The sequence below is a fragment of the Mesorhizobium sp. P2_C5_2 genome, assembly GCF_056404535.1.
Genome location: NZ_JBFUDV010000001.1, coordinates 558726 through 572907 on the forward strand (window position 1 = coordinate 558726; position 14182 = coordinate 572907).

The 14182-nt window shown below is 63.8% G+C and carries 12 protein-coding genes; 10 read left to right on the plus strand and 2 right to left on the minus strand.

Annotated features, from left to right (window positions below):
* Window positions 1–55 precede the first annotated feature (55 nt).
* The 10 genes from AC1D1B_RS02580 (at window position 56) to AC1D1B_RS02625 (ending at window position 12816) form a co-directional block, all read left to right on the plus strand.
* The gene (locus tag AC1D1B_RS02580) at window positions 56–2041 is read left to right on the plus strand and encodes a CocE/NonD family hydrolase (protein ID WP_477329137.1); all 1986 of its coding nucleotides are present in this window, start codon (window positions 56–58) and stop codon (window positions 2039–2041) included.
* A gap of 155 nt (window positions 2042–2196) precedes the next feature.
* Window positions 2197–3783 carry an ABC transporter substrate-binding protein gene (locus AC1D1B_RS02585; RefSeq protein WP_477329138.1) on the plus strand — a complete coding sequence of 529 codons (1587 nt, stop codon included), beginning with the start codon at window positions 2197–2199 and terminating at the stop codon, window positions 3781–3783.
* Between the two features lie 16 nt (window positions 3784–3799).
* Window positions 3800–4759: an ABC transporter permease gene (locus AC1D1B_RS02590; RefSeq protein ID WP_477329139.1), complete on the plus strand. Its 960-nt coding sequence runs from the start codon at window positions 3800–3802 to the stop codon at window positions 4757–4759.
* Between the two features lie 10 nt (window positions 4760–4769).
* A complete protein-coding gene (locus AC1D1B_RS02595; RefSeq protein ID WP_477329140.1) occupies window positions 4770–5594 on the plus strand; it encodes an ABC transporter permease in 825 nt (274 codons plus the stop codon).
* Window positions 5594–7249, plus strand: coding sequence for an ABC transporter ATP-binding protein (locus AC1D1B_RS02600; RefSeq protein ID WP_477329141.1), 1656 nt, complete (start codon window positions 5594–5596; stop codon window positions 7247–7249). Before AC1D1B_RS02595 ends, AC1D1B_RS02600 begins: the two co-directional genes overlap by 1 nt.
* A 114-nt stretch (window positions 7250–7363) precedes the next feature.
* Window positions 7364–8953: an ABC transporter substrate-binding protein gene (locus AC1D1B_RS02605; RefSeq protein ID WP_477329142.1), complete on the plus strand. Its 1590-nt coding sequence runs from the start codon at window positions 7364–7366 to the stop codon at window positions 8951–8953.
* A 94-nt stretch (window positions 8954–9047) separates the two neighbouring features.
* Entirely contained in the window at window positions 9048–9887 is an 840-nt protein-coding gene (locus AC1D1B_RS02610) for an alkaline phosphatase family protein (protein WP_477329143.1), read from the plus strand.
* Window positions 9888–10164: 277 nt separating this feature from the next.
* Complete coding sequence (locus AC1D1B_RS02615) at window positions 10165–10731, plus strand: sigma-70 family RNA polymerase sigma factor (RefSeq protein ID WP_181056698.1); 567 nt, start codon at window positions 10165–10167, stop codon at window positions 10729–10731.
* Window positions 10728–11396 (plus strand): anti-sigma factor, encoded by a 669-nt coding sequence (locus AC1D1B_RS02620; protein WP_477329144.1) that lies wholly within the window; start codon window positions 10728–10730, stop codon window positions 11394–11396. Before AC1D1B_RS02615 ends, AC1D1B_RS02620 begins: the two co-directional genes overlap by 4 nt.
* Window positions 11386–12816, plus strand: coding sequence for a S8 family serine peptidase (locus tag AC1D1B_RS02625; protein WP_477329145.1), 1431 nt, complete (start codon window positions 11386–11388; stop codon window positions 12814–12816). The genes AC1D1B_RS02620 and AC1D1B_RS02625 overlap by 11 nt, the downstream gene beginning before the upstream one ends.
* A gap of 10 nt (window positions 12817–12826) precedes the next feature.
* Here AC1D1B_RS02625 and AC1D1B_RS02630 read toward each other — a convergent pair whose 3' ends face one another.
* Both AC1D1B_RS02630 and AC1D1B_RS02635 read right to left on the minus strand, forming a co-directional pair.
* Complete coding sequence (locus tag AC1D1B_RS02630) at window positions 12827–13321, minus strand: hypothetical protein (RefSeq protein ID WP_477329146.1); 495 nt, start codon at window positions 13319–13321, stop codon at window positions 12827–12829.
* 23 nt (window positions 13322–13344) lie between these two features.
* Window positions 13345–14163, minus strand: a complete 819-nt coding sequence (locus AC1D1B_RS02635) for a class I SAM-dependent methyltransferase (RefSeq protein WP_477329147.1) — start codon at window positions 14161–14163, stop codon at window positions 13345–13347.
* Window positions 14164–14182: the final 19 nt, after the last annotated feature.

Here is a 14182-nt window from a genome sequence, read left to right on the forward strand (position 1 = left end):
TCCAGTCGCGAATGGCGATTGAAAGTCGCGGGCTGGCGGGGCGTTATGCCAGCCCATGAAAACCGTCACCGAATTTCCCCGCCAGGTCGTCGAATTCCCCGACATGGGCATCGTCATGCCGGATGGCTGCCGGCTGTCGGCGCGGGTGTGGATGCCGGAGGATGCGGGCGATGATCCGGTGCCGGCGATCCTCGAGCATCTGCCCTACCGCAAGCGCGACGGCACCATCTTTCGCGATCAGCTGACGCATCCCTATTTCGCCGGCCATGGCTACGCCTCGATCCGCGTCGACATGCGCGGCAATGGCGATTCCGAAGGGCTGATGGACGACGAATATTCCGAGCAGGAATTGCAGGATGCCTGCGATGTCATCGCCTGGGCGGCAAGCCAGCCTTGGTGCAACGGCAGCGTCGGCATGATGGGCATCTCCTGGGGCGGCTTCAACTGCCTGCAGGTGGCGGCCAAACAGCCGCCGGCGCTGAAGGCTGTCATCAGCCTGTGTTCGACCGTCGACCGCTATGCCGACGACATCCATTACAAGGGCGGCTGCCTGCTGACCGAGAATTTCGGCTGGGCTTCGACCATGCTGTCCTACTCGTCGCGGCCACCGGATCCGCTGATTGCCGGCGACAACCGCTGGCGCGATCTGTGGCTGACACGGCTGGAGAACCAGTCTTTCCTTTTGCCGCTCTGGCTCAGCCATCAGCATCGCGACGCCTACTGGAAACGCGGTTCGATCTGCGAGGATTTTTCCGCTGTCAAAGCGGCAGTGCTGTCGATCGGCGGCTGGCATGACGGCTACCGCAACACGATCTCGCACCTGGTCACCAACATCCAGGCGCCGGTGAAGGGCATTGTCGGGCCGTGGATCCACAAATACCCGCACTATGCCGGACCAAAACCCGCCATCGGCTTCCTGCAGGAAGCGCTGCGCTGGTGGGACCGCTGGCTGAAGGGCGTAGACACCGGCGTCGAGGCCGACCCGGACTACCGCGCCTATGTGATGGACAGTGTGCGGCCGTCGCGCTGGCACCCCGCGCGGCCGGGCCGCTGGGTCGCCGAACAGGAATGGCCGTCACCCAACATCAAGGTCGAGGCGATCGAACTCATCGCTGCCGGCGCCCAGCCCGCGATCGTCGCTTCGCCGCAAAGCTGCGGGCTCGCCGGCGGCGAATATTTTCCCTTCACCTTTGGTCCGGAACTGCCGGGCGACCAGCGCCCCGACGACGCACTGTCGGTCTGTTTCGACCAGCCACCGCTCGCTGAAGCCATCGACATCGTCGGCGCGCCGGAGCTTCTCATCCGGGTATCGTCGGATCGGCCACAGGCAAACATTGCGGTACGGCTGTGCGACGTGCATCCCGACGGCGCCTCGGAGCTGATCTCCTACGGCGTGCTCAACCTGACGCATCGCAACTCGCACGAATCCCCGGAAGCATTAGTGCCCGACAAGACCGTTTCGGCGCGCGTTATCCTCGACCAATGCGCCTACCGCGTTCCGGCCGGACACCGCCTGCGCATCGCAGTGTCCAACGCCTACTGGCCGATGATCTGGCCGTCGCCCGAGCCGGTGCGGCTCGACCTTTCGGCGGCGACGCTGAGGCTGCCGTTGCGCCCATTGGCAAAAGGCAGCGAGGTCTCATTCCAGGCCCCTGAAGGCGCTACGCCCTGGGCAACCGGGACTGTCCGGGCGGCGAATTCCGAGCGCCATGTCGGTCGCGACGAGAAGACCGGCATCGTCACGCTGTCGATCACGGACGATTTCGGCGCGGTGCGCGATCTCGCGCATGGGCTGGCCAATGGCAGCATCGCCCGCGAGACATGGTCGATCCATCCCGACGACCCGCTGTCGGCCTCGGGTCGCACGCACTGGACGCAGACCCTGTCGCGAAATGGATGGTCGGTGCGCACCGAGACATCGGCCGAAATGCGCTGCGATGCGCAAAACTTCATCGTCAACGCCAGAATCGAAGCCTATGACGGCGAAGCGCTGGTTTTCGAACGCGATTTCCAAGAGACGATCCCGCGCGACCTGCTCTGAGCGCAGATCCGACTGGTCCAGTTGCGACGTGCGATTTACGCCACGGCATGTCGCATTCCGTCTTGCTTACGGCTTTGCCTTCCGGTCAATATCCCTTTGGTAACAACAAACAAAAAAACGACCACAAGGTCGAACCAACAGAGTGAGGAACTCAAATGTCTAACGAACTCGAATATCTGAGCCGGCGCGTTGCATCCGGCAAGCTGAGCCGTCGTGATTTTCTCGGCCGTGCGGCCGCGCTCGGCGTCACCGCACCCTTCGCCAATATGCTGCTTTCCAGTGCGGCTCGCGCGGAAGGCCCGGTCAAGGGCGGCACGCTGAAGGCCGGCCTGGTCGGCGGTGAATCCACCAACAGCCTCGATCCGGCGCTGATGATGACGCAGGTGCCGTTCGCCTTCGGCAAGTGCTGGGGCGAAATGATCGTCGAGCTGTCGCCCGAGGGCAAGCTCGAGAACCGCATCGCCGAGGAGATCGGCTCGTCCGACGACGCCAAGGTGTGGACGCTGAAAATCCGCGACGGCGTCGAGTTCCACAACGGCAAGACCGTGACCGCCGAGGACGTCGCCGCCACGCTCGAGCGCCATTCGGACGAAAAGTCGAAGTCCGGCGCACTCGGCTACATGAAGGGCATCGAGACCATCAAGGCCAGCGGCAAGGAAGTGGTGCTGACGCTGAAGGAGGCCAACGCCGACCTTCCCTATCTGCTCAGCGACTATCACCTGATCGTCCAGCCCAACGGCGGCAAGGACAAGCCCGATGCCGGCATCTCGGCCGGCCCATACGTGGTCAAGACCAACGAACCCGGTGTGCGCCATGTCGGCGAGCGCTTCGCCAATTACTGGCAGGGCGACAAGATGGGCCATGCCGACCAGATCGAAGTCGTCGTTATCAACGATGCGACGGCGCGCACGGCGGCCCTGCAGGGCGGCCAGGTCAATATGATCAACCGCGTCGAGCCGAAGATCGTCGACCTGATCAAGCGCCTTCCGGGCGTTACCATCCGCAACCATGCCGGCCCCGGCCACTACGTCTTCATCATGCATTGCGACACGGCGCCCTTCGACAACGCCGATTTGCGCATGGCGTTGAAGCTGGCGATCGACCGCGAAGAGATGCTGGACAAGATCCTGCGCGGCTACGGCTCGCTCGGCAACGACTTCCCCATCAATGCTTCCTACCCGCTGTTCACCGAGATCGAACAGCGCAAATACGATCCAGACAAGGCCAAGTTCCACTTCAAGAAGTCGGGCCATGACGGCTCCGTGCTGCTGCGCACATCGGATGTCGCCTTCCCCGGCGCCGTCGATGCCGCACAGCTCTACCAGCAGAGCGCGGCCAAGGCCGGCATCACGCTCGAGATCAAGCGCGAGCCCGGCGACGGCTACTGGAACGAAGTCTGGAACAAGCAGCCCTTCTGCGCCTCCTACTGGGGCGGCCGCTCGACCCAGGACCAGATGTACTCGACCGCCTATCTGTCGACCGCCGACTGGAACGACACCCGTTTCAAGCGTCCGGACTTCGACAAGATGGTGCTGGCCGCGCGCGCCGAACTGGACGAGGCCAAGCGCAAGGCGATGTACCACGACATGGCTGTCATGGTCCGCGACGAAGGCGGCCTGATCCTGCCGATGTTCAACCAGTTCATCGACGCGACGGGCGCCAAGGTTGGCGGCTGGGTCGACGATCCGCATCAGGAACTGATGAACGGCTACGCGCTGGCGAAGTGCTGGCTCGAAGCCTGAGCCCGGCTTTGCGGATATGTCCTCACCCATCGTGAAACTAATTGCCCAGCGCATTGCGCTGGGCATCGTCCTCCTGCTGGCCGTTTCGGTCCTGATCTTCGCCGGTACCCAAATCCTGCCCGGCGACGTCGCACAAGCCATCCTCGGACAATCGGCGACGCCGGAGTCGCTCGCCAATCTGCGCGAGCAGCTCGGCCTCAATCAGCCGGCTTACATCAGGTATTTCCACTGGCTCGGCGGTGTGCTCACCGGCGATCTCGGCACCGCCATGTCGAGCGGCCAGGATATCGCGACCTCGATCAAAGGGCGGCTGTGGAACACGCTGTTCCTCGCCTTCTGGGCGGCGGTCGTGGCTGTGCCGCTGGCCATCATCCTCGGCCTGATCGCGGTGCGCTACCGCAATGGCTGGGTCGACAAGCTGATCTCCGGCCTGGCGCTTGCCTCGACCTCCTTCCCGGAATTCTTCATCGGCTATGTGCTCGTCTATTTCTTTGCCGTGAAGTACCAATGGTTTCCCGCCATCTCCACGGTCTATGACGGCATGCCGTTCGGCGAGCGCATGCAGGCGATCGCGCTGCCGGCGACGGCCCTGACATTGGTTGTTCTTGCCCACATGATGCGCATGACGCGCGCGGCCATCCTCAACGTCATGCAGTCGGCCTATGTCGAGACGGCGGAACTGAAAGGCCTGTCGGCCTTCAACGTCATCCGCAAGCATGCTTTCCCCAATGCCATCGCGCCGGTCATCAACGTCGTCATGCTCAACCTCGCCTACCTCATCGTCGGCGTCGTCGTGGTCGAGGTGATCTTCGTCTATCCCGGCATGGGGCAATATCTGGTCGATCACGTCACCAAGCGCGACGTGCCGGTGGTGCAGGCGGTCGGCCTGGTCTTCGCCGCCGTCTATATCAGCCTGAACATCATTGCGGACATCGGGGCGATCGTCGCCAATCCGCGCCTCAGACATCCGAAATAGGGGGGCGGGCATGCTCGATATCAAACGCATCCCCATCCCCGCGCTGATCGGCATCGTGCTGACGGCGATGTTTGTGCTGGCAGCGGTCTTCGCGCCTTTGATCGCACCGTACGGCAATGCCGAGATCGTCGGCGACGTCTGGGAACCGATGACGGCGGCACATTTGCTGGGCACCGACAATCTCGGCCGCGATCTGCTGTCGCGCATGATCTATGGCGCCCGCATTACACTGTTCATCGCGGTGCTGGCCACCGCGCTATCGTTCTCGCTCGGCGCCATACTCGGCTTTTCGGCGGCGGTGTTCGGCGGCTGGTTCGACACGCTGTTGTCGCGCCTCGTCGATCTGCTGATGTCGATCCCGACGCTGATCATGGCGCTCGTCGTGCTCTCGGTGCTGCCGACCAATCTGGTGACGCTGATCCTGGTGATGGGCGTTCTCGACTCGACCCGCGTCTACCGCCTGTCGCGCGCTGTCGCCGTCGACATCAACGTCATGGACTATGTCGAAGCCGCCAAATTGCGCGGCGAAGGCAGCGGCTGGATCATCTTCCGTGAGATTCTGCCCAACGCGTTGTCGCCGCTGGTCTCCGAACTCGGCCTGCGCTTCATCTATGCCGTGTTGTTCCTGTCGACGCTGTCCTTCCTCGGCCTTGGCGTGCAACCGCCGGATGCCGACTGGGGCGGCATGGTCAAGGAAAACAAGGACGGCATCGTCTTCGGTATCGGGGCGGCACTTATTCCCGCCGGGGCGATCGCCGCACTGGCAATCTCGGTCAACCTTGTCGCCGACTGGATCCTCAATCGCACGACAAGCCTGAAGGGAGGACGCGGGTGATGGCCGACACAAAAGCAAAACCCGGCCTGCTGCTCGATATCCGCAACCTGCGCATCGAAGCGACAGTGTTTCCGCCCGGCGAGGCGCCGAAGAACATCGTGCTGGTGCACGATGTTTCGCTGACGCTGGAAAAGGGCAAGGTGCTCGGCCTGATCGGCGAGTCCGGCGCCGGCAAGTCGACCATCGGCCTGTCGTCGATGGGTTATGGCCGCGGCGGCGTGCGCATCACCGGCGGCGAGGTGCTGCTCAACGGCCGTGACATCCTCAAGGGCGGCAAGGAAGGTTTCCGCAAATTGCGCGGCCGCGAGGTCTGCTATGTCGCGCAATCGGCGGCCGCCGCCTTCAACCCGGCGCACAAGCTGATGGATCAGGTGGTGGAAGCCACGCTGTTGCACGGCACGGCGACACGGGCTGAGGCCGAGAAACGCGCCGTGGCGCTGTTCAAGAAGCTCAGCCTGCCGAACCCCGAAACCATCGGCGAACGCTTTCCGCACCAGGTCTCCGGCGGCCAGTTGCAGCGGGTGATGACGGCGATGGCGCTGTGTTCGGAACCCGACCTGATCGTCTTCGACGAGCCGACCACGGCGCTCGACGTCACGACGCAGATCGATGTGCTGGCGGCAATCAAGGACGCCATCCGCGACACCCATGTCGCGGCGCTCTACATCACCCACGACCTAGCCGTCGTCGCCCAGGTCTCGGACGAGATCATGGTGCTGCGCCATGGCCGGCTGGTCGAATGGGGCGGCACCCGCCAGATCATCAAGGAGCCGCGCCAAGAATACACCAATGCGCTGGTCTCGGTGCATGAGATCGAGCACGCCGAGCAGAAGCCTGGCGCGACGCCGTTCCTGTCGGTGAAGAACGTCACCGCCGCCTATAGCGGCGGCAACGTCAAGGTGCTGAAGAACGTCTCGGTCGACATCTATCCGGGCCAGACGCTGGCTGTCGTCGGTGAATCCGGCTCCGGCAAGTCGACGCTGGCGCGCGCCATCACCGGGCTTCTGCCGCCCGAGGAAGGCACCGTCACCTTCGACGGCAGGCCGCTGGCCAACCGGCTTGCCGACCGGCCGAAGGAGGATCTGCGGCAATTGCAGATGATCTACCAGATGGCCGACGTGGCGATGAACCCGCGCCAGACCGTTGGCACCATCATCGGCCGGCCGCTCGAGTTCTATTTCGGCATACGCGGCCGCGAGCGCGACAAGCGCGTTGCCGAACTGCTCGACGAGATCGAGATGGGCAAAGGCTTTCTCGACCGCTACCCGGCCGAGCTGTCCGGTGGACAGAAGCAGCGCGTCTGTATCGCCCGCTCGCTTGCCGCCAAGCCGAAGCTGATCATCTGCGACGAGGTGACCTCGGCGCTCGACCCGCTGGTGGCCAACGGCATCCTCAAGCTGCTGCTCAACCTGCAGCAGCATGAGAAGGTCGCCTACCTCTTCATCACTCACGATCTGGCAACGGTGAAGTCGATCGCCGATTCGATCGCGGTGATGTATCGCGGCGAGGTGGTGCGCTATGGCGCCAAGAGCAAGGTGCTGACGCCACCCTTCGACGCCTATACCGACCTGCTCCTGTCCTCCGTCCCAGAGATGGAGATCGGCTGGCTGGAGAAGGCGATCAAGGGACGGCGCATGGCCAGCGCGGGCAACTAGCCCTGGGATAAACACTGCCGCCGTCATCCGGCTGCAATGCTGAACGGAAAAGATCGGCGCGAGCGGACACGGCTCGCGCCGAATTTGTTTTCACGGAATAAGGGGTAGGAAAAAATGAAGAACGAACTCGATCATCTCGCTGAACTCGCCGGCAAGGGCCGGATCTCTCGACGCGATTTCCTCGGCCGCGCCGCCGCGCTCGGCGTGTCGGCGGCCATGCTGCCGGCACTGGCCGGCAAGGCGTTTGCGCAGACGCCGGTCAAGGGTGGCATCATCAAGGCCGGCCTGCAGGGCGGCGAATCCACCAATAGCCTCGACCCGGCGCTGAACCTCAGCCAGGTCACCTACAATTTCGGCAAGCAATGGGGCGAATTCCTCGTGCGACTGACGCCCGAAGGCGGCGTCGAGAATTTGATCGCCGAAGAGATCGGCGCTTCGGCCGACGCCAAGACCTGGACCATCAAGGTGCGCGACGGCATCGAGTTCCATAACGGCAAGACCGTCACCGCAGAGGATATCGCGGCCACGCTCGAACGCCATGCCGACGAGAAGTCGAAATCGGGCGCGCTTGGCGTCCTGAAGAACATCAAGGCAATCAAGCCGAGCGGCAAGGAAGTGGTCGTCACCCTCGGCGACGCCGATGCCGACTTCCCCTATCTGATGGCCGACTACCACCTCGTCATCCAGCCGAATGGCGGCAAGGACAACCCGAATGCCGGCATCAGCGCCGGTCCTTACAAGGTGACCGTCAACCAGCCCGGCGTGCGCCATGGCGGTGAACGCTTCGCCAATTACTGGCAGGGCGACACGCTTGGCCATGCCGACCAGATCGAGATCGTCGTCATCAACGACGCAACGGCCAGGCTGGCCGCACTTCAGGGCGGGCAGGTGCATCTGATCAACCGCGTCGAGCCGAAAGTAGTAGACCTGGTCAAGCGCATCCCCGGCGTCACCATCGAGAACGTGTCGGGCCGTGGCTATTACCCGTTCAACATGTTCTGCGACACCGCGCCCTTCGACAACAGTGACCTCAGGATGGCGCTGAAGCTCGCCATGGACCGTGACGAATTGCTGGAGAAGATCCTGCGCGGCTATGGCTCGGTCGGCAACGATTTCCCGATCAACGAGGCCTATCCGCTGTTTTCGACCGATATCGAACAGCGCAAGTTCGATCCGGAAAAGGCGGCCGCGGCCTACAAGAAATCGGGCCATAGCGGGTCGATCCTGCTGCGCACCTCGGATGTAGCTTTCCCGGGCGCGGTCGATGCCGCCCAGCTCTACCAGCAGTCTTGCGCCAAGGCCGGCATCAAGATCGAGATCAAGCGCGAGCCGGGCGACGGCTACTGGTCGGAAGTGTGGAACAAGCAGCCCTTCTCGCTATCCTACTGGGGCGGGCGGCCGACCCAGGACCAGATGTATTCGACCGGCTATGTCTCGACCGCCGACTGGAATGACACCCGCTTCAAGCGGCCGGAATTCGACAAGATGCTGTTCACCGCCCGCGCGGAACTCGACCAGGCCAAGCGCAAGGCGATCTACCATGACATGGCGGTGCTGATGCGCGACGAAGGCGGGCTGATCGTGCCGTTCTTCAACCAGTTCATCGACGCGGCCGCCACCAGCAAGATCGCCGGCTGGGTCAAGAACCCGAACGGCGAGATGATGGACGGTTATGCGCTCGGCGCCTGCTGGCTGACGGCGTAGCCAAATCCTGCTTGTTGTTTCATAACAGAAAGCGCCGTGCGCCCCAGTGGTGCACGGCGCTTTGATGTCACGGCTTAACCCAAGCGGAACTCCCATGGCGCTCAAGACCAAGCTTCTCCTCATCGTCCTCGATGGCGTGCCCTATCGGAACTGGCGCCGGCTGATGGGCAATCTCGAGGGCTGGGTGCAGTCGGGCGAGGCGCAGGTATGGAAGATGCGCTCGGTGCTGCCGTCGACCTCGGCCTGCTGCTACGCCTCGATCCACACCGGAGTTACGCCGCAGGAGCACGGCATCCTGTCCAACGAGAACCGTTTTCTCGTCAACAAGCCGGACATTTTCTCCGAGGTCAGCAAGGCCGGCGGCAAGACCGGCGCGGTGACGCATTCCTATTGGTCGGAATTCTTCCGCTCCTATCCGTTCGACCTGGTCGAAGACATGGAGTTCGATGAGCCGGACGGGCCGATCACGCATGGCCGCTTCCACACCATGACCGGCTACAATTTGCGCAACCAGATGACACCGAGCGATGTCGACCTGTTTGCGACGCTGACCATGCTGACCAGGCGCCACGGCATCGATTACGGCATCCTGCACACCTGCACGCTGGATTCGATGGGCCACCGTTTCGGCCACGACTGCCACGAGATGGACCATGCCGTCTACGCGATGGACGGGATGCTGGCCGCCTTCCTGCCAGTCTGGCGGCAAGCCGGCTATGAGGTGATCGTTACCGCAGATCACGGCCAGACCGACCGCGGCCATCATGGCGGCCATGACGACGAAATGCAGGATTTCGCGCTGTATTATTTCGGGTCGGGCAAGGGGCCGCAAGCCGACACGCTGCTCGACCAGCTGCAGCTGGCGCCGACGGTGCTGAAGCGGCTGGGTGTGGCGGTGCCGGAGACGATGAAGGCGAAGCCGTTTCTGGGGTGATGTGAGTGCGACGCTGGCGCCCCCCTCTCCCCGTCTCTATACGGGGAGAGGGTAAGGGTGAGAGGCAGGGCTAACATCTTGATATAACAGGCAATGCCGGTTCCGCCCCTCATACGCCTGCCGGCACCTTCTCCCCGTATAGTGACGGGGAGAAGGGAGACGCTCTGGCAACACTCCTTCTCTTCGGTTAGCTTCCGGAAAATTCCTTGGCGGAAGGATGAACCTTTTTGGACCGATCGGCGACAGAGCAGACAGGAGCCAGGCGGCTCGACCGGCCATGACGGCAGCGACAGAGACTGATCGCGCGCTTGTCGACCGGGTCGCGAAGGGCGACCGTGCCGCTGTTCGGCTGCTGTTCATGCGTCACCACGCGCGGGTCTACCGCTTTGTGGTGCGCCAGACGGGATCGGAAATGATGGCCGACGATATCGCAAACGAGGTCTTTCTTGAGCTGTGGCGCCAGGCGCCCGGCTTCGAAGGGCGCTCGGAAGTCTCGACCTGGCTGCTCGGCATCGCCCGTTTCAAGGCGCTGTCGATGCTGCGCAAGAAAAAGGAAGACTGGATCGACGACGACGATGCGGCGCAGGTTCCCGACAGCGCCGACACGCCGGAAGTCGCCACCATGAAGGAAGACAAGGGCGCCGCGTTGCGCCGCTTCGTCGATGCCTTGCCGGAAGAACACCGCTCGGTGATCGACCTTGCCTATTACCACGGTCAGTCGGTGACGGAGATCGGCGAGGTGCTCAACATCCCGGTCGCCACCGTCAAGACCCGAATGTTCTACGCCCGCAAGAAACTCGGCGAAGCCTTGAAGGCCGCCGGTTACGACAGGGGGTGGCCATGAGTGCCGCTGAAAAGATGTCGCGCCGCGACGAAATGGAAACGCTGCTGCCGTTCTACCTGAACGGCTCGCTGGAAGGCTCCGACCTCGAAGCCGTCGAGGAATGGCTGGCGTCCGATCCGGCGGCAATGGCAGCGCTTGGCGAGGCCGAGGCCGAATTCTCCGGCACCACTGCCGCCAACGAGGCGATCCGGCCGCCGGCCGATGCGCTCAGCCGCTTTGCCAAGGCGCTCGACGCAGAAGCCGGGCCGGTGCGCGCGCCGGCGGGCCGTTCCTGGCTGGCGCAGGCGCTTGGCCGTTTCACGGCGATGCCGGCCACTGTTGGCTGGGCGGCAGCCGCGGTGTTGCTGGCGCTGGTGGTGGTGCAGTCCTACGTGCACACCGGTGGCAAGGGCAATGACTTCGAGATTGCCGGCGCAGAGGACGATCTGGCGAAACTGCCCTTCGCACTGGTCAAGTTCAAGCCGGACGCGAAGATGTCCGACATCGCCGTCTTCCTTGACCAGAACGGATTGAAGATCGCCGGCGGGCCGACCGCCTCGGGCGTCTTCCGCATTGCCATCCCGGCCAAGACCGGAGCAGACTACACCAAGCTCGTCGGCCTTATTGCCGCCCAGCCTTTCGCGGAGACTGTCATCGAGGGAAGGAAACCGGTTGATGGCGGCTGAAGCAGCCCTTCGATTTGCGGCATTCCTTGCGGCGGCGATGACAATCGCCGCCGCGCCCGCGTCTGCCCAGACCAACGACCCCAATACCGGCCGCACAAAAGTGGACTGCACAGACGCAGCCGGTGCGGCGGCTGCCGACTGCCCCAAGGACGACAAGGATGCAAACGGCGGAGCGGGCGGCGGCCAGGGCGCGGTTGTCCTTCCGGCCCTAATCGTCGACCTGTTTCCCAATCCGCCTGCGTCCGCAGCGCCGGTACCGACGCCACGGCCGTCAGCGCCGCCTGCCGATACGCAGGCCGGGCCTCCGGCCGGCGGTCCGATCGTTTCGCCGACCGATCTTGTCGCGACCGCACCACGCCGCGCTGTCGTCGGCGAGTTCGTGCCCGACGAGGTGCTGGTAACCGTCGATGGCGATGCCGGCGCTGTCCAGCAGATCGCCGCCTCTTTCGGCCTTGAAGTACGCTCGCAGCGCCAGTCGCGGCTGCTCGGCACCACTTTGGTGCGCTTCGGCATTCCCGACGGCCGCCCGGTCGGTACCGTGCTGGCGCAACTGGCCGCCGACGGCCGCACCCAGCGCCGTGAGCCCAACCATATCTATTCGCTGCAGCAGGCGGCCGGCATCGTCAACTATGCGTTCGAGCGCATCCAGCTCGACAACAAGCAAGCCAGCGGCGAAAACGTGCGCATCGCGGTCATCGACACCGGCATTGACGACACCAATCCGGCGCTGGCCGGCGTCATTGCCGACCAGTTCGACGCCATGCCCAACGTGCCGATCGAAAAGCGCGACCACGGCACTTCGGTCGACGGGCTGATCGCCGGCGTCGGCGCGCTCGAAGGCATGGCGCCCGGCGCCCGGATCTATCACGCCCGCGCCTTCGAGGACGGCAAGTCGACCATGGACGTCATCCTGTCTGCGCTCGACTGGGCGGCGGACCAGAATGTCAGCATCATCAATATGAGCTTTGTCGGCCCCAAGAACGATTTGCTCGCCACCGCCTGCCGCAATGCACGCGGACTGGGCATCATTCTGGTTGCGGCGGCCGGCAATAACGGGCCGAAAGCGCCCTATGGCTACCCCGCCGCCTATGACGGCGTCATCGCGGTCACCGCCACCGACGCCAAGGACGGGCTGATGCAGCAGGCCAATCGCGGCGCCTATGTCTTCATCTCCGCGCCCGGCGTCGAGATGGTGGCGCCGAGCGGCGCCGGCTCGGATGTCGTCACCGGAACCTCGTTTGCCGCCGCGATCGTCAGCGGCGCCATCGCCAACCTGATCCACGCCGCGCCCGAACGCTCGGCCGACGACATCGAGAAGGCGCTGGCCGCCACCGCGAGGGATCTCGGCCCGAAGGGGCGGGACAACGATTTCGGCTACGGCCTGCTGGATACGAAAGCGGCGGAAGCGGCGAAGGAGTAGCCGCGCTGGCTCAAGTCTCGGTTTGTCGAGGACGTACCAGAAAATAGATTGCCACGATGTGCGTGATCATCAGCAGCGGTACATAAATGACCGGGATCGCGTAGGTGCCGCCCAGCCACTCCGCGTGCGCGGGAAGGTCGACCTGTATGGCATGGTAATAGTCGACGACGATGTCGACAGTTCCCACGAGATTGAAGGCGACGACGAACAGCCAGAACAGCGAACGTATCCTCACCGTGAGCAGCGCCAGCATGGCCAGCACGCCTGTTGCGAAGTCGCCATAGGCGGCAAAGGTGGCGAAGCTGGAAGGTAGATCGGGGCTGACGACGCCCGGAAGGATGAAGACCAGCCCGAAGAAGCGGAAGCTGTGGAGGGTAGCGATGGCGCGTTGCGCCGCGCCCCCTTCCATCGCGCTTAACCACGGCCAGATATAAGCGCCAAAGCAAAGCAGCCACGCGACATAGCCTAGAACGAGATGGATTTGGAACAGGACTTCCGTCGACATTTGGCCTCCCATCAACAGTTGGTTCACACGGCCTCGAACACCGCGGTCAGGACGCCGAGCCGGCCTTGCATGAGATTTCGTCCCAGGTTGGTCGAAAGCTCAGCGAAGTCCGGTCCCATCACCACGCCGAGATTTGGTGAAGGCGGCGGCCCGAATGCGCGCAGTTGCGCGAACCAGGCCTTGGCGGTCTCGGTGTCGTCTTGCCATGCCAGCACGCGGAAGCCGGCCGATTCGATCGTCTCGCCCGTCGCTTCGGCTGTGAGGAGGAGGCTCGTCGCCGGCGTTCGCGCCCAAGGCAGCGGATAGTGCGGCTCGCCAATGACCGAGACGACGTCGAAGGTGGCAAACCTGCCGCCAGGCTTCAGCACGCGCCGGATCTCGCTGTAGAGCCGCGCCCGGTCGGAAATGTTCATCGCCACATGCTGCAGCAGCACGACGTCGAAACGGCCATCATCGAATGGTAGCTCCAGCGCGCTGGCAATCTGGAATGACAGCTGCCCGCTCTGTCCCGTCCGCTTGGTCAGATAGCGCGCGGCATCCACGAAAGGCTCGCTGAGGTCGACGCCGGTAACCAAGCAGCCATAGGTCGCGGCCAGAAAGCGCGCCGGCCCGCCGACGCCCGAGCCGACGTCCAGAACCGACATGCCGGCCGCAATCCCCGCCAATTGGGCAAGCTCGGCGGTGGCAGCAAGCCCACGGGTGTGAAACTGGTCGACGGCACCCAATTGCTGGGGCGTGAGAAGCTGATCCTCCGGGCCGAGGGCAGCCAGTACCGTCTTCAGCCGCTCGGTCAGGCCAGTCGCGCGATAATGGTCGCGCACGCCATCAAGTTCATCGGTCATGCAATATATCTCCTGGGCA

What these genes read in the sequence shown, in the direction of transcription:
- AC1D1B_RS02595 (WP_477329140.1), top strand. Translation starts at nt 4,770, where the DNA reads ATGCTCGATATCAAACGCATCCCCATCCCCGCGCTGATCGGCATCGTG.
- AC1D1B_RS02605 (WP_477329142.1), top strand. Translation starts at nt 7,364, where the DNA reads ATGAAGAACGAACTCGATCATCTCGCTGAACTCGCCGGCAAGGGCCGG.
- AC1D1B_RS02615 (WP_181056698.1), top strand. Translation starts at nt 10,165, where the DNA reads ATGACGGCAGCGACAGAGACTGATCGCGCGCTTGTCGACCGGGTCGCG.
- AC1D1B_RS02585 (WP_477329138.1), top strand. Translation starts at nt 2,197, where the DNA reads ATGTCTAACGAACTCGAATATCTGAGCCGGCGCGTTGCATCCGGCAAG.
- AC1D1B_RS02600 (WP_477329141.1), top strand. Translation starts at nt 5,594, where the DNA reads ATGGCCGACACAAAAGCAAAACCCGGCCTGCTGCTCGATATCCGCAAC.
- AC1D1B_RS02590 (WP_477329139.1), top strand. Translation starts at nt 3,800, where the DNA reads ATGTCCTCACCCATCGTGAAACTAATTGCCCAGCGCATTGCGCTGGGC.
- AC1D1B_RS02635 (WP_477329147.1), bottom strand. Translation starts at nt 14,163, where the DNA reads ATGACCGATGAACTTGATGGCGTGCGCGACCATTATCGCGCGACTGGC.
- AC1D1B_RS02620 (WP_477329144.1), top strand. Translation starts at nt 10,728, where the DNA reads ATGAGTGCCGCTGAAAAGATGTCGCGCCGCGACGAAATGGAAACGCTG.
- AC1D1B_RS02610 (WP_477329143.1), top strand. Translation starts at nt 9,048, where the DNA reads ATGGCGCTCAAGACCAAGCTTCTCCTCATCGTCCTCGATGGCGTGCCC.
- AC1D1B_RS02630 (WP_477329146.1), bottom strand. Translation starts at nt 13,321, where the DNA reads ATGTCGACGGAAGTCCTGTTCCAAATCCATCTCGTTCTAGGCTATGTC.
- AC1D1B_RS02625 (WP_477329145.1), top strand. Translation starts at nt 11,386, where the DNA reads ATGGCGGCTGAAGCAGCCCTTCGATTTGCGGCATTCCTTGCGGCGGCG.
- AC1D1B_RS02580 (WP_477329137.1), top strand. Translation starts at nt 56, where the DNA reads ATGAAAACCGTCACCGAATTTCCCCGCCAGGTCGTCGAATTCCCCGAC.